The sequence below is a fragment of the Salinivibrio sp. IB643 genome (assembly GCF_001996105.1).
Taxonomy (GTDB): Bacteria; Pseudomonadota; Gammaproteobacteria; order Enterobacterales; family Vibrionaceae; genus Salinivibrio; species Salinivibrio costicola.
Genome location: NZ_MUFF01000001.1, coordinates 173,163 through 194,490, shown reverse-complemented (window position 1 = coordinate 194,490; position 21,328 = coordinate 173,163). Strand labels below are relative to the sequence as shown.

Annotated in this window: 22 protein-coding genes and 5 tRNA genes; 15 read left to right on the top strand and 12 right to left on the bottom strand. The window is 50.5% G+C overall.

Annotated features, from left to right (window positions below; translation table 11 throughout):
• Positions 1-19 precede the first annotated feature (19 nt).
• Positions 20-631 carry a TRIC cation channel family protein gene (locus BZG77_RS00925; RefSeq protein WP_077645834.1) on the top strand — a complete coding sequence of 204 codons (612 nt, stop codon included), beginning with the start codon at positions 20-22 and terminating at the stop codon, positions 629-631.
• 90 nt (positions 632-721) lie between these two features.
• Here the strand turns inward: BZG77_RS00925 and tyrS are convergent, their stop codons facing one another.
• Entirely contained in the window at positions 722-1,909 is a 1,188-nt protein-coding gene (gene tyrS / locus BZG77_RS00920) for a tyrosine--tRNA ligase (RefSeq protein WP_077645826.1), read from the bottom strand.
• 244 nt (positions 1,910-2,153) lie between these two features.
• Between tyrS and BZG77_RS00915 the strand changes: the two genes are divergently transcribed.
• On the top strand, positions 2,154-3,476 hold the full coding sequence (locus BZG77_RS00915) for a peptidoglycan DD-metalloendopeptidase family protein (protein WP_077645825.1): 1,323 nt from the start codon (positions 2,154-2,156) through the stop codon (positions 3,474-3,476).
• A gap of 85 nt (positions 3,477-3,561) precedes the next feature.
• Here BZG77_RS00915 and erpA read toward each other — a convergent pair whose 3' ends face one another.
• Positions 3,562-3,903, bottom strand: a complete 342-nt coding sequence (gene erpA / locus BZG77_RS00910) for an iron-sulfur cluster insertion protein ErpA (RefSeq protein ID WP_021022145.1) — start codon at positions 3,901-3,903, stop codon at positions 3,562-3,564.
• Positions 3,904-4,116: 213 nt separating this feature from the next.
• Between erpA and hemL the strand changes: the two genes are divergently transcribed.
• Complete coding sequence (gene hemL / locus BZG77_RS00905; protein WP_077645824.1) at positions 4,117-5,409, top strand: glutamate-1-semialdehyde 2,1-aminomutase; 1,293 nt, start codon at positions 4,117-4,119, stop codon at positions 5,407-5,409.
• Positions 5,410-5,509: 100 nt separating this feature from the next.
• Here the strand turns inward: hemL and glsB are convergent, their stop codons facing one another.
• The gene (gene glsB / locus BZG77_RS00900; protein WP_077645823.1) at positions 5,510-6,430 is read right to left on the bottom strand and encodes a glutaminase B; all 921 of its coding nucleotides are present in this window, start codon (positions 6,428-6,430) and stop codon (positions 5,510-5,512) included.
• A 90-nt stretch (positions 6,431-6,520) separates the two neighbouring features.
• Complete coding sequence (gene trmB / locus BZG77_RS00895) at positions 6,521-7,237, bottom strand: tRNA (guanosine(46)-N7)-methyltransferase TrmB (protein WP_077645822.1); 717 nt, start codon at positions 7,235-7,237, stop codon at positions 6,521-6,523.
• A gap of 201 nt (positions 7,238-7,438) precedes the next feature.
• Here trmB and mutY point away from each other — a divergent pair, with 201 nt between their 5' ends.
• The 11 genes from mutY (at position 7,439) to BZG77_RS00840 (ending at position 12,161) form a co-directional block, all read left to right on the top strand.
• Complete coding sequence (gene mutY / locus BZG77_RS00890; protein WP_077645821.1) at positions 7,439-8,527, top strand: A/G-specific adenine glycosylase; 1,089 nt, start codon at positions 7,439-7,441, stop codon at positions 8,525-8,527.
• On the top strand, positions 8,524-8,796 hold the full coding sequence (locus BZG77_RS00885) for an oxidative damage protection protein (protein ID WP_021024203.1): 273 nt from the start codon (positions 8,524-8,526) through the stop codon (positions 8,794-8,796). Before mutY ends, BZG77_RS00885 begins: the two co-directional genes overlap by 4 nt.
• Before the next feature lie 101 nt (positions 8,797-8,897).
• Complete coding sequence (gene mltC, locus BZG77_RS00880; RefSeq protein ID WP_028569759.1) at positions 8,898-10,040, top strand: membrane-bound lytic murein transglycosylase MltC; 1,143 nt, start codon at positions 8,898-8,900, stop codon at positions 10,038-10,040.
• A gap of 136 nt (positions 10,041-10,176) precedes the next feature.
• Positions 10,177-10,252 (top strand) — tRNA-Phe (locus tag BZG77_RS00875).
• 45 nt (positions 10,253-10,297) lie between these two features.
• Positions 10,298-10,373: transfer RNA gene (locus BZG77_RS00870), tRNA-Thr, on the top strand.
• A gap of 2 nt (positions 10,374-10,375) precedes the next feature.
• Positions 10,376-10,451, top strand: a tRNA-Phe gene (locus BZG77_RS00865).
• Positions 10,452-10,455: 4 nt separating this feature from the next.
• Positions 10,456-10,531 (top strand) — tRNA-Asn (locus BZG77_RS00860).
• A 68-nt stretch (positions 10,532-10,599) separates the two neighbouring features.
• Positions 10,600-10,675: transfer RNA gene (locus BZG77_RS00855), tRNA-Phe, on the top strand.
• Positions 10,676-10,901: 226 nt separating this feature from the next.
• Positions 10,902-11,360 (top strand): DUF3391 domain-containing protein, encoded by a 459-nt coding sequence (locus tag BZG77_RS00850; protein WP_077645820.1) that lies wholly within the window; start codon positions 10,902-10,904, stop codon positions 11,358-11,360.
• Positions 11,361-11,382: 22 nt separating this feature from the next.
• Positions 11,383-11,571, top strand: a complete 189-nt coding sequence (locus tag BZG77_RS15180; RefSeq protein WP_443216228.1) for an HD domain-containing protein — start codon at positions 11,383-11,385, stop codon at positions 11,569-11,571.
• A complete protein-coding gene (locus BZG77_RS00840; protein WP_274532583.1) occupies positions 11,547-12,161 on the top strand; it encodes an HD-GYP domain-containing protein in 615 nt (204 codons plus the stop codon). Before BZG77_RS15180 ends, BZG77_RS00840 begins: the two co-directional genes overlap by 25 nt.
• Here the strand turns inward: BZG77_RS00840 and panC are convergent.
• From panC to thpR, 8 genes are all read right to left on the bottom strand, one after another.
• A complete protein-coding gene (gene panC / locus BZG77_RS00835) occupies positions 12,158-13,051 on the bottom strand; it encodes a pantoate--beta-alanine ligase (protein ID WP_077645817.1) in 894 nt (297 codons plus the stop codon). The genes BZG77_RS00840 and panC overlap by 4 nt on opposite strands.
• Before the next feature lie 11 nt (positions 13,052-13,062).
• Positions 13,063-13,857 (bottom strand): 3-methyl-2-oxobutanoate hydroxymethyltransferase, encoded by a 795-nt coding sequence (gene panB / locus BZG77_RS00830; protein ID WP_021024199.1) that lies wholly within the window; start codon positions 13,855-13,857, stop codon positions 13,063-13,065.
• Between the two features lie 35 nt (positions 13,858-13,892).
• Positions 13,893-14,384 carry a 2-amino-4-hydroxy-6-hydroxymethyldihydropteridine diphosphokinase gene (folK, locus tag BZG77_RS00825; RefSeq protein WP_077459828.1) on the bottom strand — a complete coding sequence of 164 codons (492 nt, stop codon included), beginning with the start codon at positions 14,382-14,384 and terminating at the stop codon, positions 13,893-13,895.
• Positions 14,381-15,778, bottom strand: a complete 1,398-nt coding sequence (gene pcnB, locus BZG77_RS00820; protein ID WP_021024197.1) for a polynucleotide adenylyltransferase PcnB — start codon at positions 15,776-15,778, stop codon at positions 14,381-14,383. The genes folK and pcnB overlap by 4 nt, the downstream gene beginning before the upstream one ends.
• A gap of 79 nt (positions 15,779-15,857) precedes the next feature.
• Positions 15,858-16,742, bottom strand: a complete 885-nt coding sequence (gluQRS, locus tag BZG77_RS00815) for a tRNA glutamyl-Q(34) synthetase GluQRS (protein ID WP_077645816.1) — start codon at positions 16,740-16,742, stop codon at positions 15,858-15,860.
• Between the two features lie 196 nt (positions 16,743-16,938).
• The gene (gene dksA, locus BZG77_RS00810; RefSeq protein WP_077645815.1) at positions 16,939-17,388 is read right to left on the bottom strand and encodes an RNA polymerase-binding protein DksA; all 450 of its coding nucleotides are present in this window, start codon (positions 17,386-17,388) and stop codon (positions 16,939-16,941) included.
• Positions 17,389-17,511: 123 nt separating this feature from the next.
• On the bottom strand, positions 17,512-18,234 hold the full coding sequence (sfsA, locus tag BZG77_RS00805; RefSeq protein WP_077645814.1) for a DNA/RNA nuclease SfsA: 723 nt from the start codon (positions 18,232-18,234) through the stop codon (positions 17,512-17,514).
• A 19-nt stretch (positions 18,235-18,253) separates the two neighbouring features.
• Positions 18,254-18,805, bottom strand: a complete 552-nt coding sequence (gene thpR / locus BZG77_RS00800) for an RNA 2',3'-cyclic phosphodiesterase (protein ID WP_077645813.1) — start codon at positions 18,803-18,805, stop codon at positions 18,254-18,256.
• A gap of 65 nt (positions 18,806-18,870) precedes the next feature.
• On the opposite strand from thpR, the gene hrpB reads away from it, so the two are divergent.
• On the top strand, positions 18,871-21,324 hold the full coding sequence (gene hrpB, locus BZG77_RS00795) for an ATP-dependent helicase HrpB (protein WP_077645812.1): 2,454 nt from the start codon (positions 18,871-18,873) through the stop codon (positions 21,322-21,324).
• The last annotated feature ends 4 nt before the right edge of the window (positions 21,325-21,328 follow it).

Below are 21,328 nucleotides of genomic sequence, written 5' to 3'. Positions count from 1 at the left end.
ACCTAGCATGACACAAACCATGATTCTGTATTTATTCGATTTATTTGGCACCGCCGTTTTTGCTATTTCAGGGGTGTTAGTCGCCGGTCGCTTAAGAATGGACCCCTTTGGCGTGGTGGTGTTGGCCTGTGCCACCGCCATTGGAGGAGGCACCGTCAGAGATATGGCCATGGGCGCCACACCAGCCTTTTGGATTACCGATACGCTTTATATTTGGGTGATATTAGCCACCTGCGTGGCGACCATGCTGCTGATCCGCCATCCGCGCCGTCTACCTTGGTACGTACTGCCTTGCGCGGATGCGATTGGTTTAGCGGTCTTTGTCGGCATTGGGGTGGATAAAGCCCTAAGCTATGGTGCATCGCCACTTGTCGCGGTGATCATGGGGGTCATAACGGCCTGTGGCGGTGGCATTATTCGTGATGTGCTCGCGCGGGAAGTGCCTATGGTGCTGAGAACGGAAGTGTATGCAACGGCCTGTATTGCTGGCGGCATTGTCCATACTCTTGCTATCGAAGTGAGTCCAGACACAGTCACGGCATCGCTCGCCGGTATGCTCACCACCTTACTGATCCGTTTAGCGGCCATTCGCTGGCATTTATCTTTACCGCCGTTTGCGCTCGATCGCTAAATAAAAAGCCCTCGCGAATCACGCGAGGGCTTTTCGTTATCAGCTAGTCATGCCTTTATGCGTTACGTAGAGTCCCCTTTTAGGGGATCGCTAGCTTAACGTCACACGCGCAAACTTACGCTTACCCACTTGATATACAGCTTCACCCGCTGCTGGCACCAGCTTAGTGTCTTCCACTTTTTCGCCGTCAATTTTCACCGCACCTTGGCGGATCATACGCAACGCGTCTGAGGTGGAATTCACCAATCCCGCCTCTTTTAGCAGGTTACCAATCGCAATACCTTGCTCAAAGGTAAAGCTTGGCATCTCATCTGGCATCGCCCCTTTTTGGAAACGATTGATAAAAGTTTGCTCGGCCGCGTCAGCATCGGCGTCTGAATGGAAACGGGCAATGATTTCTTTCGCCAGCAAGATTTTAATGTCACGTGGGTTTTTGCCCGCTTCGACATCTTTCTTGAACTGAGTCACTTCCTCTAAAGGACGGAATGACAATAGCTCGTAGTAATCCCACATCAAATCGTCAGAAATCGACATGATTTTACCAAACATATCATCTGGACGTTCGCTGACGCCGATGTAGTTATGGGCCGATTTAGACATCTTTTTAACACCATCAAGCCCAACCAATAGCGGCATCGTCATCACGACTTGCGGCTTTTGTCCCGCTTGCTTTTGCAGCTCACGCCCCATTAACAAGTTAAACTTTTGGTCGGTTCCGCCCAGCTCAACGTCCGCTTCCAACGCGACTGAATCGTGGCCTTGCAAGAGTGGGTAGATAAACTCATGAATAGCTATCGCTTGGTTACTGGTATAACGCTTTTTAAAGTCATCACGCTCGAGCATACGCGCCACGGTTGAGCTCGCCGCGAGACGAATCATGCCATCCGTGCCTAATTCGCCCAGCCATTTAGAGTTAAACTCAATACGTGTTTTAGCAGGGTCTAAAATTTTATAGACCTGCTCTTTGTAGGTTTCTGCGTTTGCCAGTACCTGTTCACGTGTCAATGGCGGGCGCGTCATGTTTTTACCACTCGGGTCGCCAACCATGCCGGTATAATCGCCAATCAAAAAAATCACTTCATGGCCAAGCGCTTGAAAAGCTCGAAGCTTATTTAAGATCACTGTGTGACCGAGGTGGATATCCGGCGCAGTAGGGTCCGCACCGAGCTTAATGCGAAGAGGACGATCCTCTTTCAGCTTTGCCACCAGCTCGTCTTCCGGGATTACTTCATCAACGCCACGTTTTAGTTCTGCTAGCGCGGCTTCAAGGCTCGCCATAGTCTGTTGCTCCTACCTAATAGGCAAAAATGTGATAAACAGACATATTACTCGAATAGCGACAGTTTTTGAAACCAGTTAAACTGATAGAGTGAATACAGGGTGCGCGCAGTGGCTGCCATCAAAAAATGTGTGTGGTCTTTGTGTCAGCCGTGTCAAATCTACTTCAGGGCATCATCCCCAATAAAACCGATTGGGTGTCTGACTGTCATAACTTTATTCGTAGTGATTCAACATAGTCTTCATGCCGTTAAATAAACTCGCAGCCTTACCCAAGTTACATAAACTCATTATCGGTGCATTAAGTGCATTCGTGGTCTTATTAATGTTGGTGCCTGATGGCCCAAGCACCCCGCGCCCTCAACCCAATTTTGAACTGGGTAAGCACTACCCTGTCCCTGTGGATGCCGTCTCGTTACTGCCACCACAAGATGAAATGCCCGCACAGTTTAGCCGCACTATCCATTGGTCCACCTATGAGGTCCAACCGGGTGAAAGTATGGCGTTGCTGTTTAACCGCGCTGGCCTGAGCCCAACCGATCTCTATCGCCTCGTGAATGCCGATGAGCATACCCAGCGTTTAGCGTATCTGAATCCTGGTGATGAAGTACGTTTAGGCGTTGATGACAGCGGCGAGCTGGTGCAACTGATTCAGCCACGCGGTAGCAATGAAACCCTCATCGTCAATAAGATCGATGACACCTATCAATCTCGCATTGAAACCAAACACGTTGATACCCAGATAAATTTTGCTCGAGCGACCATTCAATCGAGTTTTTGGCAAGCCGCGTCAGGCGCAGGCCTCACCCCAAACCAAATCATGCAACTGGCGGGGATTTTCGGCTGGGATATCGATTTTGCCCTCGATATTCGTAACGGAGACAGCTTTTCCGTCTTGTATGAAGAGGAGTTTGTCGAAGGTGAACATATTGGCAGCGGTAATATTCTGGCAGCCACGTTCACCAACCGTGGTGAAACCTTTACCGCCGTGCGAGCCGAGAGTGGCAAATACTACACACCAACCGGTAAAGCGATGAAAAAAGCCTTCTTGCGCTCGCCGGTGAACTTTAGATATGTCAGTTCAAACTTTAATCCACGCCGTCTGCACCCAGTGACGGGTCGGGTCAAACCGCATCGCGGCACCGATTATGTCGCACCGGTTGGTACGCCTATCAAAGCGGCTGGTGACGGTATCGTGATGAAAGCGTCTTATAATCGCTTTAACGGCAATTATGTCTTTATCCGCCATAGCTCGACATACATCACTAAGTATTTGCACTTGACCAAACGCAAAGTGAAAACCGGCCAGCGCGTCAAACAAGGCGATATCGTCGGCACGCTTGGATCAACAGGGCGTGTTACGGGGGCGCACTTACATTACGAGTTCTTGGTCAATGGTGTGCATAAGAACCCACGCACCGTCGCATTGCCAGAAGCGAAATCCCTGCAAGGTAAAGACAAGCGAGAATTCGTTCGCTTGGCTGAATCTCGTATGGCACAGTTGAGCAAATTTAACCAACTACTGGCGACAATAGGCAACTTAAACCATTATAACCGTGGCGGTTAAACAGACTATCGCGACAAAAACGGCGCTACAGGACGCCGTTTTTGTGATGGAACGAAAAATCGTACGTTTTATCGCAGCCGAAAAATTAGACGCTAAATGATGCGCCACAGCCACACGTGGTGGTGGCATTCGGGTTATCAATGAAAAAGCGCGATCCTTCCAGCCCCTCGGTATAGTCGACTTTCCCACCCATTAAATACTGTAAACTCATGGGGTCCACTACCAACATCACGCCGCTTTTCTCGATCTCCATATCGCCTTCATTGACGTTTTCGTCGAAGGTAAAACCATACTGGAAGCCGCTACAGCCACCACCGGTAATATAGACACGTAGTTTCAGGTTTGGGTTTTCTTCTTCCTGAATCAGCGTCTTTACCTTGGTCGCCGCGGCCTCAGAAAACTCTAACGGCAAAGGTGCTTCGCTCATTGTTACCTCACATGCTCTTGGTGCTTAGTATTGGATTATCTAATACCTGAGTAAAGTGTTCAAGTATTGCGCGCTTGATCGCAATTGTGATCAGTACGTATTAATTGCCAAACTTGTTGCAATGAAATCATACTCCACCTCGCCAGTGTTCTGTATCTTTGGTTAAAATACACTGACGCAATTTAGGCGAAGCCTTACCTAACAGGATATGTCATGACCAAATCAGCACAACTTTTTCAACAAGCTAGACGCACCATTCCCGGTGGCGTGAATTCTCCCGTGCGTGCATTTGCCGGTGTCGGCGGTGACCCTGTCTTTATGGAGCGTGCTGACGGCGCGTACATCTTTGATGCCGACGGCAAAGCTTACATCGACTACGTTGGCTCGTGGGGCCCAATGATTCTCGGCCATAACCACGCCTCCATTCGAGAAGCTGTGGTTGATGCCGCCCAGCGTGGACTGAGCTTTGGTGCACCCACCGAAAGTGAAACCACTTTATCAGAACTGGTTGCTGAGCTTGTTCCATCCATGGAAATGGTGCGTATGGTGAACTCTGGCACCGAAGCGACCATGAGTGCCATTCGTCTCGCGCGCGGCTATAGCAAACGCGATAAGTTCATCAAATTTGAAGGCAATTATCATGGCCATGGTGACTGCTTACTCGTGAAAGCAGGCTCAGGTGCACTCACGCTCGGCGAGCCAAACTCCCCCGGGGTACCGGCAGATTTTGCCAAACACACGCTGACCTGCACCTATAACGATCTAGACTCGGTACGCCAAACGTTCGAGACTTATCCTGACGAGGTGGCTTGTATTATTGTCGAGCCAGTGTCCGGTAACATGAACTGTGTGCCACCACAGCCAGGTTTCTTACAAGGTTTACGCGCGCTATGCGATGAATTTGGTGCCCTGCTAATTTTTGATGAGGTGATGACGGGCTTTCGCGTGGCACTTGGCGGCGCACAAGCCTATTACGACGTCAAACCTGATTTGACTACCCTAGGTAAAATCGTCGGTGGTGGCATGCCTGTAGGTGCATTTGGTGGTCGTCGCGATGTGATGGAATACTTAGCACCGACCGGTCCGGTTTATCAGGCGGGCACCTTGGCCGGTAACCCGGTCGCCATGGCAGCTGGCTTCGCGTGTCTTAGTGAACTACGTCAACCAGGCAATCATGATTACCTCAATAGCGTCACCAAACAACTTGCTGATGGCTTTAAAGCCTTGGCCGACAAACACGGTATTCCATTAGCGACCAACCGAGCCGGTGCAATGTTTGGTTTTTTCTTTACGGACCAAGACACAGTCACTTGCTTCAAAGACGTGCAGCAGTGCGATACTGAGCGCTTTAAGCGTTTCTTCCACTTAATGCTCGAGCAAGGTATCTATCTCGCACCGTCTGCGTTTGAAGCCTGCTTTACCTGCTTGGCGCACGGCCAAAAGGAAATTGATGCGACACTGGCAGCGGCTGACCACGCCTTCGCTACGCTCGCAGCACAAGGCTAACCAAGGGCGTATAGCCCAGTCATAGCGGTTACGCCTAATAACAAAAAGCCCCGCTCATCGTGCATGCGGGGCTTTTTATTCACCGGTATCGGGGCTAGGATCAGAAAATAGACCGCCCAATCCGAGCAGATAACAGCTCTAAAGCGGCGGTGCCTGCTAACGAGTTACCCGATGGATCCAGTTCTGGCGACCACACGGCAATCGACATTTCGCCTGGCACAATTGCAATAATCCCACCGCCAACGCCAGACTTGCCAGGCATACCGACACGGTAGGCAAACTCACCCGCACCATCATACAAGCCACATGTCGCTAAGAGCGCATTCATTTGCTTGCTTTGCGTCGGCGTTAAAATCCGCGTTTTTCCCGATAAAGGCGTTCCTTGATTCGCCAGGTAGAAAAAGGCTTTGGCCAAATCCACACAACTCATTTCTAATGCACAATAGTGGAAATAATTAGTTAAAACCGGCACCACCTCATTGTCAAAATTGCCAAACGCGCGCATCAGATAAGCAATTGCCGCATTGCGATCACTATGCTGCATTTCTGAATCCGCAACCACCTTGTCATAACAAAGATGGGGGTTACCCGCTAACTGACGCACAAACTCTAACATCCGCTGGCGAGGGGCTGATTGACGCGTATGCAGCATATCACTGACGACTAAGGCGCCAGCGTTGATAAACGGATTACGCGGGATCCCCTGCTCCATCTCAAGCTGGATTAATGAATTAAAAGCCTGACCAGAGGGCTCTTTACCAACCCGTGTCCATATTTCTTCCGCGCGATAATTTTGCATTGCCAATGTCAGGCTTAACGCTTTAGAAATCGACTGGATAGAAAAGGCTTCTTCCGCGTCACCGGCGGTGATCAGGTCGCCATCGTTGTAGCAAACCGCAATACCGAGTTTATGATTCGGCACATCTGCAAGGGCTGGAATGTAATCAGCCACCTTACCGCGCCCCATTAAAGGACGGACATCCTCCAGGATTTGCGCTAACAGTTGAGAGCTTGGTTTCACCAACAGGATCCTTTTACAACAGGGGACAAAAAAGCCAACCTGAGGTTGGCTTTCCGCTTTCACTTATCTGCGCCGTCGCGCCTTAGCACATTAGGCTGTGCGTGTGTATTTGATATCCCATACACCATGACCCAGGCGCTGACCGCGCTGCTCAAATTTAGTCAGCGGGCGCTCTTCAGGACGAGGAACATAATAGCCCTCTTTTGCGATATTTTGATAGTGAGGCGCCACTTCCATCACTTCGATCATGTGCTCAGCATAGTTTTCCCAGTCCGTCGCCATGTGGAATACGCCACCCATTTTTAGCTTGTCTCTTACCATTTCAGCGAACGGTAACTGCACAATACGGCGTTTGTGGTGACGTTTTTTATGCCATGGGTCAGGGAAGAAAAGTTGCACCGTGTCCAAACTTTCTTTCGGCAACATTTGCTCAAACACTTCGACCGCATCGTGGCACATCACACGCAGATTGGTAACACCGGCTTCACGCGCTGCCATTAAACAGGCGCCCACACCAGGGGTATGCACTTCAATACCCACAAAGTTCTTCTCAGGGGCATTTTTGGCCATTTCAACCAAAGAGGCGCCCATGCCAAAACCGATTTCTAACACCACAGGATTATCATTACCAAACACCTGCTGCCAATCAAGCTCGGTGGCGTCAAAGTCAATCCCCATGGTAGGCCAGGATTCGTTTAGCGCTTGCTCTTGCCCTTTCGTTAAACGGCCTTCGCGACGCACAAAACTGCGTACTTTACGAATAACTTTGCCATCCTCGGTGAGTTCGGTTTTAGTGACTTCAGTCATGATTGGGTGCCTGTGATGCAGTAGTAATGGTGCCGGTAGCCGTCACCATCGATTGTTGGAAATCTAAACGGACTGCGCATTATGCAAAGTTTTTGCGATAGCGCAAGGTGGACGCGCTGATCCTATTAGTACGCCCTGCCGTTAGTGTACCCTGTGGCCTGCCTTTGTGCACGTGTGAGCAAAACAATAAGAGAGAACACAGTGAGTCAATCATTTTCCGATGCCATCTTAAACTGGTATGAGCAATATGGCCGTAAAACCTTACCTTGGCAGCAAAACAAAACGCCATATAAAGTCTGGCTCAGTGAGATTATGCTGCAACAGACCCAAGTAAGCACAGTAATCCCTTATTTTGAACGGTTTATGGCACGGTTTCCGACCGTTATCGACTTAGCGAATGCCGATCAGGATGAAGTGCTTCATTTATGGACGGGGTTAGGATATTACGCCCGTGCCCGCAACCTTCACAAAGCGGCACAAGTGATTGCCAACCACCATGATGGCGTGTTTCCCACCACGCTCGATGAGGTCATGGCGCTCCCAGGTGTCGGCCGCTCAACCGCCGGCGCGGTACTATCTTTGTCGCTCAGTCAACCGCACCCCATTTTAGACGGCAACGTCAAACGCACCTTAGCGCGCTGTTTTGCCGTCGAAGGTTGGCCGGGTAAAAAACCGGTCGAAAACTCACTTTGGCAAATCGCCGAGACACTCACGCCCACCACAGATACCGACAAGTACAACCAAGCCATGATGGATATGGGCGCGATGGTTTGTACGCGAAGCAAGCCTAAGTGTGAGCTTTGCCCTGTTGCCGACCGCTGTGAGGCACGCGCACAAGGTCGGCAAATGGATTTTCCTGGCAAAAAACCGAAAAAAACCTTACCGGTCAAACAAACCAGTTTTTTGCTGATCCAGTATCAGGATGAAATCTGGTTAGAGCAACGACCACCAAGCGGCCTTTGGGGCGGGTTATGGTGCTTGCCTGAAGCGGCTGAGCACACGCTAGAGGCCGATATTGCCGATAAGCTACATAATATCAAACCGGTCAAAACTGAGGTCTTAACCGCGTTTAGACATACCTTCAGTCACTTTCACTTAGATATTGTACCGATTAAAGTCTCGGTGGCTGAGCGACCGCAAATYATCATGGAAGCCAACCAAGGGCTTTGGTATAACTTATCACAACCTGCAAAAGTAGGATTAGCGGCCCCAGTGAAAAAGCTGTTAACCTTGCTTGAACATGAGCGCCAACAATCTCTAACCGGCGATGACAAGGAGCCTAGATTATGAGCCGTACCGTATTTTGCCAACGTCTCCAAAAAGAAGCCGATGGACTCGATTTTCAACTCTACCCGGGAGAGTTGGGCAAACGCATTTATGACAATATTTGCAAAGAAGCCTGGGCGGAATGGCAAAAGAAGCAAACCATGCTTATCAATGAAAAGAAGCTCAATATGATGGATCCTGAACATCGTAAGATCATTGAACAAGAAATGGTCAACTTTTTGTTTGAAGGAAAAGACGTGCAAATCGATGGCTATGTGCCACCCGAAGCGTAAATTCCGTGGTGTCGCCCACAGCTAGGCGGCTTGACCACAGCAACGCACCCGCATTGTGTTACGCTCAATGCGGGTGTTTTTTTATCCTAATACAATCAAAAATGACGCGAATACTCTGTTTGTTAGTGTGCTGTTATGGCGCGTTGCTCTCCGGCTGCAGCCGAGAGAGTGTCGAAAAATATGTGGGCGTGGATTACCAAACGACTAACCGGTTTGCGAAAAATCTAGCGCCTATTCCAGGGCAATTCGAAAAAGATATCGACGCCCTGAATCAGCTTATCAGCCAATTTACTGGCAAAATCGAAGTCCGCTGGGGCGAAGATCAAGTCTTTGTTTCCGGAAAACGTGACTACGTCAAATACACGGATAATTACAAAAGTCGCGCACGAATCGACTTTGAACGCGGTGTGATCCAAGTGGAAACCGTCGCAACTGACGATCCGAAAGATCACCTCAGACAAGCCATTGTCACCACCCTATTAACCCCGCGCGATCCTGCTTCTGTGGATCTTTACTCTGCAGCAAAAGTTCCGCTGACGGGACGCCCATTTCTCGAAGGGCAAGTGGTTGATCACGAAGGTAAAGCCATCACCTGGCAATGGCGCGCCAATCGCTTTGCTGACTATCTTATTGACCGGCGGCTAAAGAAAAAACAGGTCCGTTTTCAAAACATGTATTTTGTCACTATTCCTATGGTGACGGATCACGCCGCACAACGCAGCTATCAATATGCGGATATTGTCCGTCGTGCCTCTGAACGTTATGGCATCTCTGAAAAGCTGATTTATGCCATTATTAAAACCGAGAGTAGCTTTAACCCGTATGCTGTGAGCTGGGCCAACGCCTATGGATTGATGCAAGTGGTCCCGAAAACGGCGGGACGCGATGTATTCAAACTGGTAAAAAAACGTCGTGGCCAGCCCACACCTGAGTACCTTTTTGATCCAGAAAAGAACATTGATATGGGAACCGCCTATTTCTATATTCTCAAAAATCGCTATCTCAAAGCGGTGCGAGACCCACTTTCTTTGCACTACAGTATGATTTCCGCTTATAACGGCGGCACCGGTAATGTGCTACTGACCTTTGATAATAACCGCGAGCGTGCAATGCAAGACCTGAACCGTTTAAAACCTAACCAAGTCTACTGGGCGCTAACCCATCGCCACCCCTCTTCGGAGTCAAGACGCTACTTACAAAAGGTCACACGCTATCAAAAAGACTTCGCGCAACTTCCCCAGTAAACCGCGATAAGGGTCGAATTTTTGCGTGTTTTTATCGCACTTCGCTGTCTTTTTATCCAAACAATGCGATATCCGGACTTTTTTCAAAAAAACAGTTGACGGTGAGACCGAAAATCCGTTTAATAGCGCCCCGTTAGCCCGGATAGCTCAGTCGGTAGAGCAGGGGATTGAAAATCCCCGTGTCGGTGGTTCGATTCCGCCTCCGGGCACCATATAATGAAATAATGGTGTGACACACAGTATTTCGCGATTTGTGTGCCGGCTTAGCTCAGTTGGTAGAGCAACTGACTTGTAATCAGTAGGTCGCCAGTTCGACTCCGGCAGCCGGCACCATTGCCTCGATAGCTCAGTTGGTAGAGCAGGGGATTGAAAATCCCCGTGTCGGTGGTTCGATTCCGCCTCGAGGCACCATTATTCCCCCATAGTTCAGTTGGTAGAACGGCGGACTGTTAATCCGTATGTCACTGGTTCGAGTCCAGTTGGGGGAGCCACTTTTAAAGAAAGCGCTAGTCCGAAGGCTAGCGCTTTTTTGAAGTTTTCATGTTATAACATGTAAAACGCCCGGATAGCTCAGTCGGTAGAGCAGGGGATTGAAAATCCCCGTGTCGGTGGTTCGATTCCGCCTCCGGGCACCATATTAGAAATAGCCCTACTCTCTGGAGTGGGGCTTTTTTATGCGTGCACCGACACCCGTGCCGGTGACCTTGCAGGCCGCACCTTGCAGGCCGCGATCTATTCCGCCTCCGGGCACCATATTAGAAATAGCCCTACTCTCTCGAGTGGGGCATTTTTTATGATCATCTATCTGCTAATTCTTTCTTCTCATGATTTCTCATCTCATGGAATGAGTGCCGTATCCACATGTCAGCTAGCATCAAACTGTCTACAGACAGACTTCAAGCCGGTCTTTATATCAAACTCCCCTTAAAATGGCGTGAGCACCCTTTTATACTCAACCGCTTTCAAATCGAGAGTGACGCCCAAGCTAAGCTGATACGCTCTCTACCCACGAGCTTTGTTTATTACTATCCAGATAAAAGTACCGCCGTGCCCTTGCCTGCGCTGGCAGAAAAAAAAGAAAATCCAGATGAAATTGACCCAAACGCGGTCAGCCGAGACAAAGAGGCAATGGAGCGAGAAAAACAACAGCGCATAGAAGAACAGCGTCGCTTTCATGCTCGGATCCAAAAAGTACAGAAACACTATCAGCGTTCAATGGCACAACTACGTGCTATCAATATGAAAGCCTCAAACCGCCCTCAGGCAGCCAACGAGGATGTTCGTATGCTGGTTGATAGTATGATTGCTATTTGGCAGTGAATCGAATGTCACCTTGCATCTGATGGATGATCCGACATTGGCGGAAGATATGTATGCGCACTCGCTAAACGTTGTCGTCTTAGCTTTAATGGTGGCACGCAGTCATGGCTATAACAACGATCAGATTCGCTCCCTCATGACAGGCGCGATATTGCATGACATTGGGACCAAAAAGTCCCCTCTGCGATTGTCCGTAAAAAAGAGCGTTTAACCGACCCTGAAATGAACGACTACCGTCAGCACGTGAACTATGGCGCGGAATTAGTAGCAGACATGGACGAATGCACGCCCGAAGTCGAGGCTATCATTGCTCAACATCATGAATTTGCCGATGGCAGTGGGTTTCCAAAAGGTCTGAATGGTGATGAGATTGAGGAGTCTGCGCAGATTGTTGGCATGGTTAACTTTTTCGATCGCTTATGCCGCCCACAGTTTGGTGCGCCCGCTCGCATGCCCTTTGCGGCTTTGTCTCACTTGTTTAAAGAGAATAAAGCAAAGTTTAATCCGCGTCTGCTAGCGTTATTCGTCAAGATGATGGGCGTCTACCCGTCCGGTACAGTAGTCAAGCTCTCTAATGAGGACGTCGGTATTATTATTTCAGTTAACAGCACCGCACTGCTCAAACCCAATGTGATGATTTATGATCCCGACATTCCGTCGGATCAAGCGACCATTATTGACATGCGTGATAGTGAACTAGAGATAGACACAGCCGTGCCTATCTCTAAACTCCCAGAGGAGGTGAAAGCGTACTTAAAACCAAGGACACGTATTTCGTACTTTATGGATGCAGACAGTTAGTGGTTCGCGGTCTCTGTCTTGTCCGCTTTTTCCGCCGCACGCTGTAAATCGACCATAAAGTTATCAATCAAGCGTGTGGTACCGAGGTAGGCGGCCACCAAAATAACCGCTTGGCGGCTATTATCAGTGATCGTTCCTAGCGAGTCAGCATCGCGGATGTAGAACTCGTCGGGCTGAAGACCCGCAGCACGCAGCTGATCGTGCGCATCCTCAATCAGATCATCCAGATCACGCCGTCCATTACGCATTTGCGCACTCATCCAACGCATCGTTTTTGCGAGCACAGGGGCACGCTGGCGCTCATCCACGGTTAAATTGTTATTGCGAGAGCTCATGGCTACACCATCGCTTTCACGCACGGTTGGCACACCAATAATATCAATCGGCATCGCCATATCTGTCACCATTTTGCGGATGACAGCAAGCTGCTGGAAATCTTTTTCCCCAAAACACGCTACATTAGGCTGCACGAGGTTGAATAGCTTAGTCACCACGGTCGCGACACCACGAAAATGGCCCGGACGAGATGCGCCCTCTAGCATGGATGAGAGTTTTGGTACCTCAACCGCTGTATGTGCCTCAAGGCCGTGAGGATAGAGGGTATCAACGCTTGGCGTAAAGACAAGATCGACGCCTTCTTCACGCAACTTGGTTAAGTCATCATCCAAGGTGCGCGGATAGTTAGCCAAATCGTCAGCGCGATCAAATTGCATGGGATTAACAAATATACTAACCACCACCACATCTCCCTGCTCTCGGGCTTTGCGGACTAAGGTTAAGTGGCCTTGATGTAAGTTTCCCATGGTGGGCACAAACGCAATACGCTTGGCCGCTTTTTGCCACTGGCCGACGTGATCGCGCAGTGGCGCAACCTCAGAAATTATCTGCATACTCGGTCTCTCTATTTAAACGTGTGGGCGGGACCGGGAAATTCGCCGCTCGCCACTTCTTGCACGTACTTGGCCACCGCTTCGCGGGCATCACCTGTTTCTGCCAAATAGTTTTTCGAGAATTTGGGCATATAGTTAGCCGATACGCCAAGCATATCGTGCATGACCAAAATCTGACCATCGGTGTCACTGCCGGCCCCAATACCGATGACAGGTACCGAGACGGTGTCGGTAATCCGCTTGGCGAGTGACGCTGGCACGCATTCAAGTAGGATGATTTGTGCACCTGCCTGCTCTAGTGCAACGGCGTCGGCCACCATCTGTTCGGCTTTTTCATCGTCACGCCCTTGCACGCGAAAGCCGCCGAAGATATTCACCGATTGCGGTGTCAGGCCCAGGTGCGCGCAAACCGGCACCGCACGCTCAGTCAACATTTTTACGGTTGGTGCTAACCAGGCACCGCCCTCAATTTTGACCATGTTGGCGCCCGCTTTCATCAATTCAGCGGCATTCGTACACGCCTGCTCGGGGGTTGTACAGCTCATAAATGGCATATCTGCCATTAACAAGCTATTCGGGCTGCCTGCACGCACGCAACGCGTATGATAGGCCAAATCGGCAACGGATACGGATAAGGTATCGCTTTTCCCTTGCAGCACCATACCTAAAGAGTCGCCCACCAGCAAAACAGGGACATCCTGTTGCTCAAACAGCTGAGCAAAGCTCGCATCATAGGCGGTAAGGGATGCAAACTTTTGTCCTTGTTGCTTCCATGTGATCAGATCAGTAATTGTGATTTTTTTCATTGTGTCTCCCAAAGCCTGAAACTGGGGCCCACCGATTAAGCGTGATCGCAGATACGGGTTAAACCGTTACGATCCACGCGCGTCAGGCACGCGGCGAGCGTACTGCCATCCGGCAAGCACAAGTCGGGGGCGATGTCGGCAAGTGGATAAAGCACGAACTCACGTACTTTCATGCCGTAGTGTGGCACCGTCAGTCGTGGGTGCTCGATAACACGGTCACCATAAAGCAAAATATCGAGATCTAAGGTTCTTGGGCCCCAACGTTCTGCTTTGCGTTCCCTGCCATAATCAAGCTCAATCGCTTGCGTGGCATCCAATAGTGTCAGAGGGTCAAGGTAGGTGTCCAGCGCAGCCACTGCATTGACATAATCAGGCTGATCCGCTGGCCCCATTGGCCGACTGGTATAAAGAGAAGACACGGCCACCCAAGAGCTTTGCGGCAGTGTTTTTAGTGCCGCAATCGCCTGTTGTGCTTTTTTTATCGGCTCACCTAGGTTGCTGCCAATCGCTATATACACTCGGTTCATGCGTCTGAGTTCGACTGCGGCTTGCGCCGACGCGGCGGCCCTTTACGACGGCGTGATTTAGGAGAGCGCGTGTTGCTAACCTTGTTGATCGCACGCACCATTTTTTGACGCCCACCCTGATCGGCGCGTTGAAAGTCTCGCCACCACGCACACAATGCTTCCGTGTCATCACCTTCTACCGCACCGCGCATTTCTAGCAAATCAAACGCCGCGCGGAATTTTTTCTCTTCCAACGTTTTGAATGCGCGCGCTCCCGTACGACGGGTCATGCGCATTTGTAATTGCCAGACTTCTCGCACCATCGCGGTAAAACGGCGAGGGATGGCAACGGTTTTTACTTGTTCGTCAACAATATCACTCGCCGCTACCATAAAGGCATCGTAGTAACTTAAACCACTTTCAAACGCCATTTCTTCAGCACGTGTCACCAAGGGATACCAAAGCATCGCCGCAAATAAGAAGGCGGGATTGATGCGCTGATCGTTAGCAACGCGTTTATCCGTTGAACGTAACACCTGCTCAAGCATTTGTTCAGTTTGACTGGTTTGCGCTTCAGTAAAGTGGGCCGCGACCGCAGGGAAAAGCTGCTGAAATAAGTTATACTCACGCAGCATTTGGTAGGTTGCAAGCCCCTGCCCCGCTTGCAGCAGCTTTAAGCTTTCTTCAAACATACGTGCTGCGGGAATGTCTTGTAATAAGGGCGCCAACTCAACCATCGGTGCCGCGGTTGCATCATTAATGGTCATGTCCAGCTTCACCGCAAAACGCACGGCTCGAAGCATACGTACCGGATCTTCTCGATAGCGCGTTTCTGGGTCCCCGATCAGGCGAACAACGCGATTGTTTAGATCGTCAAGTCCACCGGCATAATCACGAATGGAGAAGTCAGCAATGTTGTAATACAGTCCATTAATGGTGAAGTCGCGGCGCTGCGCATCTTCATCAATGGTGCCGTAGACATTATCGCGCAGCAGCATACCGTCTTCAGAACGTGCTGTTTGCTTGTCTTTTTTGTCTGGCTCGCTTTTGCCGTGATGACCTCGAAAAGTTGCCACTTCAATCACATCTCGTCCAAACAAGATATGGGCAAGGCGAAAACGGCGGCCAATCAGACGACAATTACGGAATAACTTTCGCACCTCATCCGGTGTGGCATTGGTGGCGATATCAAAGTCTTTGGGTTCGCGATCCAACAGCAGATCGCGCACCCCTCCGCCAACGAGGTACGCTTCATAGCCCGCTTTATGCAGGCGATAGAGCACTTTCAGCGCATTTTCGCTGATACCTTTGCGCGAAATGCCGTGTGCTTTGCGGGGGATAACTTCCAACTTAAGATCCTCAATTGCTCGTGTTTTACCATCACGATTCAGAACCTTACGGCAAAAGCTGGTCACTCGATTAAAGATAGCTCACCTCATATTTGATTGTTCGGGCCATGAAACAGCGGCATATAATATATCAGGGTGGGCCATTTTAGAATGCTGTCGTCACTTCCGTTTGTTTGGGTAAGTGCGTCAACGACCACGTATTGACCGCAAGATTCAGTAATTCAGTAGGCGTTGCCACCTTTTCCTCGGCGACTGCGTGTAAACCAAGAAACCGCATCGCTGCACGTAAGGCGGGCAGCGGGGCTTGATTATCAATAGCTGGCGCACGATTTTGTTTCGATAGTTTTTGCCCCTCCGCATTTAATGCCAACGGGAGGTGCAAATAGTGCGGCAGTCGCGCGCCTAACAGACGATATAATCCAATATGGCGTCCCGTTGGGATAATTAAATCCGCCCCTCGGACAATGTCTGTGACCCCTTGGTCTATATCGTCTAACACGACGGCAAGATTATACGCATAGAGCCCATCCCGGCGCTTAATGATAAAATCTTCGTTAGCCAATTGCTGATCAAGAGGCAGTGAACCATGCAGTCGATCGTTAAACGCTAACACTTCAACCGGACTTTTTAGCCTCACCGCAGCGTGTTCAGCCGCTTTGTTTTTATCTCGGCACCAACCTGGATAGACGCCACCAGCCTGTTTAATTTGACGCCGTGTACACGTGCAATAATACGCGCGTCCTGACGCTAGCCAAGCATCAATTTGCGCCTGATAATCGCCTAGATGCTGGCTTTGATAACGAACCGGACCATCCCAATGTAGGCCGTACGCCTCAAGCGTGCGCAGGATATCACTGGCCGCGCCCGGTTTTTCTCGTGGCGGATCGATATCTTCAATCCGTACCAGCCATCGGCCATGATGGGCGCGAGCATCTAAATAAGAGCCCAGCGCAGCCACCAATGAGCCAAAGTGTAAAGGGCCTGATGGCGACGGCGCAAAACGACCGATATAAGCAGCGTGCGATGTCATAATAAACGAATGAACTCGGATCTCAGCGCTAAGGGTGGACAGTGAATAGCGCAAATTGTACGGGGATCTTACATGAACACAAGCGTCTAAAAACACAAAAAGGGAGCCGAAGCTCCCTTTTATTTTATGGGGTGACTACTATTTTGTGGGATGATAGCCGCCCGCGATATTTTGCGCGCGACTCCCTCAGTGATGATTATCCCGCCATTTGCTTTTCTTTCAGCTCAGCGAGTGTTTTACAATCAATACATAGCTCGGCGGTTGGACGCGCTTCTAAGCGACGAACGCCAATCTCGATGCCACATGAGTCGCAAAAGCCAAAATCATCGTCTTCGATACGCTGGCGTGTTTTATCAATTTTCTTGATCAGCTTACGCTCACGATCTCGGTTACGTAACTCTAGGTTAAACTCCTCTTCCTGCGCTGCACGATCGACAGGATCGGGGAAATTTGCCGCCTCATCTTTCATATGATTCATGGTGCGGTCGACTTCTTCCCTGAGCTGATTGCGCCATGCATTGAGGATTTTACGGAAATGCTCGAGCTGTGGCTCGCCCATATATTCCTCTCCAGGTTTCTCCTGGTATGGCTTTAATCCAGCTAAGGCCAGGATGCCCAGCGATTTCTTTTCTTTGCTTTCTGGCATTCAGCTTCTCCTAAAAAACCTTGACATGACACGTGTCTGTCAAATGAGGGCGCTATCTATAGCAGAAAGCCTTTAGGGTGGCAATCTTTGATTTACGCCCCACAACGCCCAATGTGAACATGCTTACACTTTTGTTGTGTGAGCAACAAAAGGTACGGAATTAACCAGATTTAGCTCACTCGCTGACACCTGAGATTGATAGCAAATGACTTCAACCCCCGACGCCAGAGCATGATTGAGCAGCTGGTTATAATCCGGGTCGATATGGGGGGCACCTGTGACTTTTTCAATCCCCGAGTGCAAAACAACAAACAATAAAACCGCGCGATGTCCTTGTTCGACCATCGCAATCAGCTCACGGAGGTGTTTCTGTCCCCGCGTCGAGACAGCATCAGGGAATGCGCCCCAACCATCACGCTCTAATAAAGTGACACTTTTCACTTCTATATAGCAGTCGGATTTGTCATCGTCACGTAACAGCAAATCAATACGGCTATTTTCGCTGCCATAGCGTACTTCTGTCTGTAATTGTGCATAACCGGCTAGTTCAGGAATACGGTCAGCTTGCACTGCTTCAACGGCCAAGGTATTGGCACGCGTGGTGTTCACGCAAATCCAATCTCCCTGCTGAGTATGATTGAGCTCCCAACTGTGTGGATACTTACGCTTCGGGTTGTTTGACGTCGAGTACCACACAGTATCTCCGGGCGTTGCACACCCGGTCATCGCGCCAGTATTGGCACAATGGATGGTCAGGCGATCACCATTGTCTAAGGTCACATCGGTCAAAAACCGTTTATAACGACGCACTAAGGTTGCCGACGCTAGTGGTGGGGAAAACTGCATCTGCCGTTCCTGCTGATGATTAACAAAGGCTGAATTGATGCAGGCATTGGTATAACGCCCGCCCCTCATTGTCTCGCGGTATCGATTCATCCGACGCGGAAGAAGACGAAGCATATAAGCCAAAGCGTTGACAGGCAAATGTCTGTGTTGGCAAAGGTGGCAGGTGTAAGGCTTGTTGATGCTTAACGCCACGACGCAAGGTAATATGCGGAGTAAACGCATGACTGTCCGCGTTAGCGTGCCAAACAGGCAAGGTTTGTAAGTGATGGGCTAGATCAAACAATTCCGGCGGGGGTTGGTTGAACGTCACACACGCAATTTTCGGCTGCTCCCATACTTCAACACCTGAGGTAGTGAGAGAAAACGCAGGCAGAGCCAGGTTGCTTGCCGCGGCTTGGAGCGCAGGGAGCTTGGTATCAGGGACCTCACCCAAAAACGCCAAGGTGAGATGTAAGTTCTGATCGGGCACCGCGCGCCCCTCACCACAAAGATGATGGTGGTAGCGAACAAGTTGCTCCCGAGCGGCTTGATTGGTTTTCTCGTCCAAACCTAATGCGAAAAATAGTCGCATGGGCTCTCCTTTTACACTCAGTCCGTTAAAATAGCGGCTTTGATTCTGACACAAAGGGCAAATTCTTGTCTCAGCTTCCGATTGATACCGTGATTCCTGACCTTATCGCCGGGCTATCAACGCATCCACAGATCATCGTCTCTGCGCCACCGGGGGCCGGGAAGTCAACACGCTTGCCGCTCGCGCTGCTTGAGCAGACAACGCGCAAGGGAAAAATCGTGTTGCTGGAGCCGCGTCGGCTTGCGGCGCGCAATATTGCCCGCTTCCTCGCCCATCATTTGAATGAGCCTATCGGCCAAACGGTCGGGTTAAGAATGCGTGGCGAGACAAAAGTCAGTGCTAACACACGATTAGAAGTCGTGACCGAGGGGGTGATGACCCGCTTACTGCAAACTGACCCCATGCTCGACGGTGTGAGCCTGATTTTATTCGACGAGTTTCACGAACGCAGTTTGCATGCTGATCTTGCACTCGCATTAAGCTTAGATTGCCAAGCAGGATTACGTGACGATCTGCGCTTGGTGGTCATGTCCGCCACCTTGGATAATCAAGCCTTATGTCAGTATTTGCCCAACGCACTCACACTCGCCACTGAGGGGCGCAGTTTCCCGATTCATTATCAGTATCAGCCGCTTTCACGACACACATCGTGGGCAAGTGCTGTTGCCAGTGCGAGCTTGGATTTTATGGCTCAGCACAGCGGCTCGGCACTGCTTTTTCTTCCCGGTATGGGCGCAATTCGACAGGTTCATGACGCCATTAAAGGGCGCCTTCCTAATGACATGGATCTCCACTTACTCCACGGCAGCCTTGATATTTCAGCCCAGCAAGCGGCTATTTATCCCGCACCGGCTGGCATGCGCAAGTTAGTACTCACCACCAACATTGCTGAGACCAGCTTAACCATTGAAGGGATCCAGCTGGTGATTGATGCGGGACTTGAGCGCATGATCATGCATCAAGCGCAAACGGGCCTTGATAAGCTGGTGACAAGACAAGTCACGCGCAGTGCTGCGATCCAACGAGCGGGCCGCGCAGGTCGCCTCGCACATGGACACTGCTTACGGCTTTATAGTGAAGAGCAATTTCAGCGCTTACCAGTTGCACCGACTGCGCCTATTTTGCGTGAAGATTTAACCGATCTTGCCCTCAATGTGATCCAGTGGGGCTGCGACGTCAAAGATTTACATTGGCTTGACGTACCGCCCACCAAACATTGGCAAGCCGCCTGTCTAAGACTGACACAATTAGGGCTGATTGATGCACGCCACGGATTAACCACCTTGGGGCAACGCGCAAGCCACTTGGCAGCCAGCCCTCGTACTGCCGCCATGTTGGCACGCGTTGAAAAAGCCGATACCTCGACGCTATCCACCGCGTGCTGGCTGGCGGCGTGGGCCGAAAAACCCATGACCTCGGGGGCCTCACTGGCACTTATCGACCAATTGCGCGTAGCGATGTCCTACAAAGACTATCAGCACCGCGCACAGTCACTAGCCCGTAGTGTTGGCATTGCCTTGCAACCTCAGTTCGATGATACCCTGCTGCCGCTACTGGCCGCTAACATTTGGCCAGATAGAATCGCACTGGCACGCGGAAAATCGGGCCGCTTTATGATGGCCAATGGCCACGGCGTCATCTTGGACAGCCAAGACCCACTCAGCCGCGCCGACGCCATCGTCATCTGTGATGTAATGGCCGGTGATCAGGGGGACAGTCGGGCCTATAGTGCGATTGCTCTCTCACTGACTGCGCTTCAAGATGCGCGTCCCGATTTATTTAGCCATCGCGATGTGGTCGCATGGGATGATAAACGTGGCACGCTGAAAGCAGAAAAGCAGCAATGTTTGGGCGAATTAGTCCTCGCTTGCGAACCGCTCGACACGCTGAGTGCCGAGCAGCAAACACAAGGGCTATTGGATGCCGTTCGCCAAAAAGGCATTGATGCATTGAATTGGCAGAGCCCCAGCCAGTCCTTGCTAACGCGTGCACGCTGCGCCCAAGCATGGGGATTGGATATTGCGCTGCCGTCACTCAGCGATGCAGACTTACTCGCTTCGCTCGATACCTGGCTGGCCCCCTTTATTCATGACATGTCACGCTGGCAAGCGCTCCAGCAATTGGATCTCAAACCCGTGTTGGAAGCCTGGTTCGGCTTTGCGGTGACCAAGCAATTAAATGCGGCACTGCCCACACATATAACAGTGCCAACCGGGTCGCGTTATCCACTGCGTTATACCCCGGACAGTGCACCGGTACTGGCCGTGAAAATGCAAGAAATGTATGGACAGGCACAAACTCCAATGCTCGCCAACGGCCACGTTGCCGTGCAAGTTGAGCTGCTCTCACCCGCCGGACGTCCATTACAAATTACCCAAGATCTCGCCGGCTTTTGGCAAGGGAGTTATAAAGAGGTGCAAAAGGAAATGAAAGGGCGCTACCCTAAGCACCTTTGGCCGGATGATCCGGCTAACCATGCACCAACGCGTCAAACCAAACGCCATTTTAACCAGAGTTAATCGA

What these genes read in the sequence shown, in the direction of transcription:
- panC (WP_077645817.1), bottom strand. Translation starts at nt 13,051, where the DNA reads ATGCAGATAATTTCTGAGGTTGCGCCACTGCGCGATCACGTCGGCCAG.
- hemL (WP_077645824.1), top strand. Translation starts at nt 4,117, where the DNA reads ATGACCAAATCAGCACAACTTTTTCAACAAGCTAGACGCACCATTCCC.
- BZG77_RS00850 (WP_077645820.1), top strand. Translation starts at nt 10,902, where the DNA reads ATGTCAGCTAGCATCAAACTGTCTACAGACAGACTTCAAGCCGGTCTT.
- trmB (WP_077645822.1), bottom strand. Translation starts at nt 7,237, where the DNA reads ATGACTGAAGTCACTAAAACCGAACTCACCGAGGATGGCAAAGTTATT.
- tyrS (WP_077645826.1), bottom strand. Translation starts at nt 1,909, where the DNA reads ATGGCGAGCCTTGAAGCCGCGCTAGCAGAACTAAAACGTGGCGTTGAT.
- mltC (WP_028569759.1), top strand. Translation starts at nt 8,898, where the DNA reads ATGACGCGAATACTCTGTTTGTTAGTGTGCTGTTATGGCGCGTTGCTC.
- gluQRS (WP_077645816.1), bottom strand. Translation starts at nt 16,742, where the DNA reads ATGACATCGCACGCTGCTTATATCGGTCGTTTTGCGCCGTCGCCATCA.
- BZG77_RS00885 (WP_021024203.1), top strand. Translation starts at nt 8,524, where the DNA reads ATGAGCCGTACCGTATTTTGCCAACGTCTCCAAAAAGAAGCCGATGGA.
- erpA (WP_021022145.1), bottom strand. Translation starts at nt 3,903, where the DNA reads ATGAGCGAAGCACCTTTGCCGTTAGAGTTTTCTGAGGCCGCGGCGACC.
- folK (WP_077459828.1), bottom strand. Translation starts at nt 14,384, where the DNA reads ATGAACCGAGTGTATATAGCGATTGGCAGCAACCTAGGTGAGCCGATA.
- BZG77_RS15180 (WP_443216228.1), top strand. Translation starts at nt 11,383, where the DNA reads ATGGATGATCCGACATTGGCGGAAGATATGTATGCGCACTCGCTAAAC.
- thpR (WP_077645813.1), bottom strand. Translation starts at nt 18,805, where the DNA reads ATGCGACTATTTTTCGCATTAGGTTTGGACGAGAAAACCAATCAAGCC.
- sfsA (WP_077645814.1), bottom strand. Translation starts at nt 18,234, where the DNA reads ATGCAGTTTTCCCCACCACTAGCGTCGGCAACCTTAGTGCGTCGTTAT.
- BZG77_RS00925 (WP_077645834.1), top strand. Translation starts at nt 20, where the DNA reads ATGATTCTGTATTTATTCGATTTATTTGGCACCGCCGTTTTTGCTATT.
- dksA (WP_077645815.1), bottom strand. Translation starts at nt 17,388, where the DNA reads ATGCCAGAAAGCAAAGAAAAGAAATCGCTGGGCATCCTGGCCTTAGCT.
- BZG77_RS00915 (WP_077645825.1), top strand. Translation starts at nt 2,154, where the DNA reads ATGCCGTTAAATAAACTCGCAGCCTTACCCAAGTTACATAAACTCATT.
- panB (WP_021024199.1), bottom strand. Translation starts at nt 13,857, where the DNA reads ATGAAAAAAATCACAATTACTGATCTGATCACATGGAAGCAACAAGGA.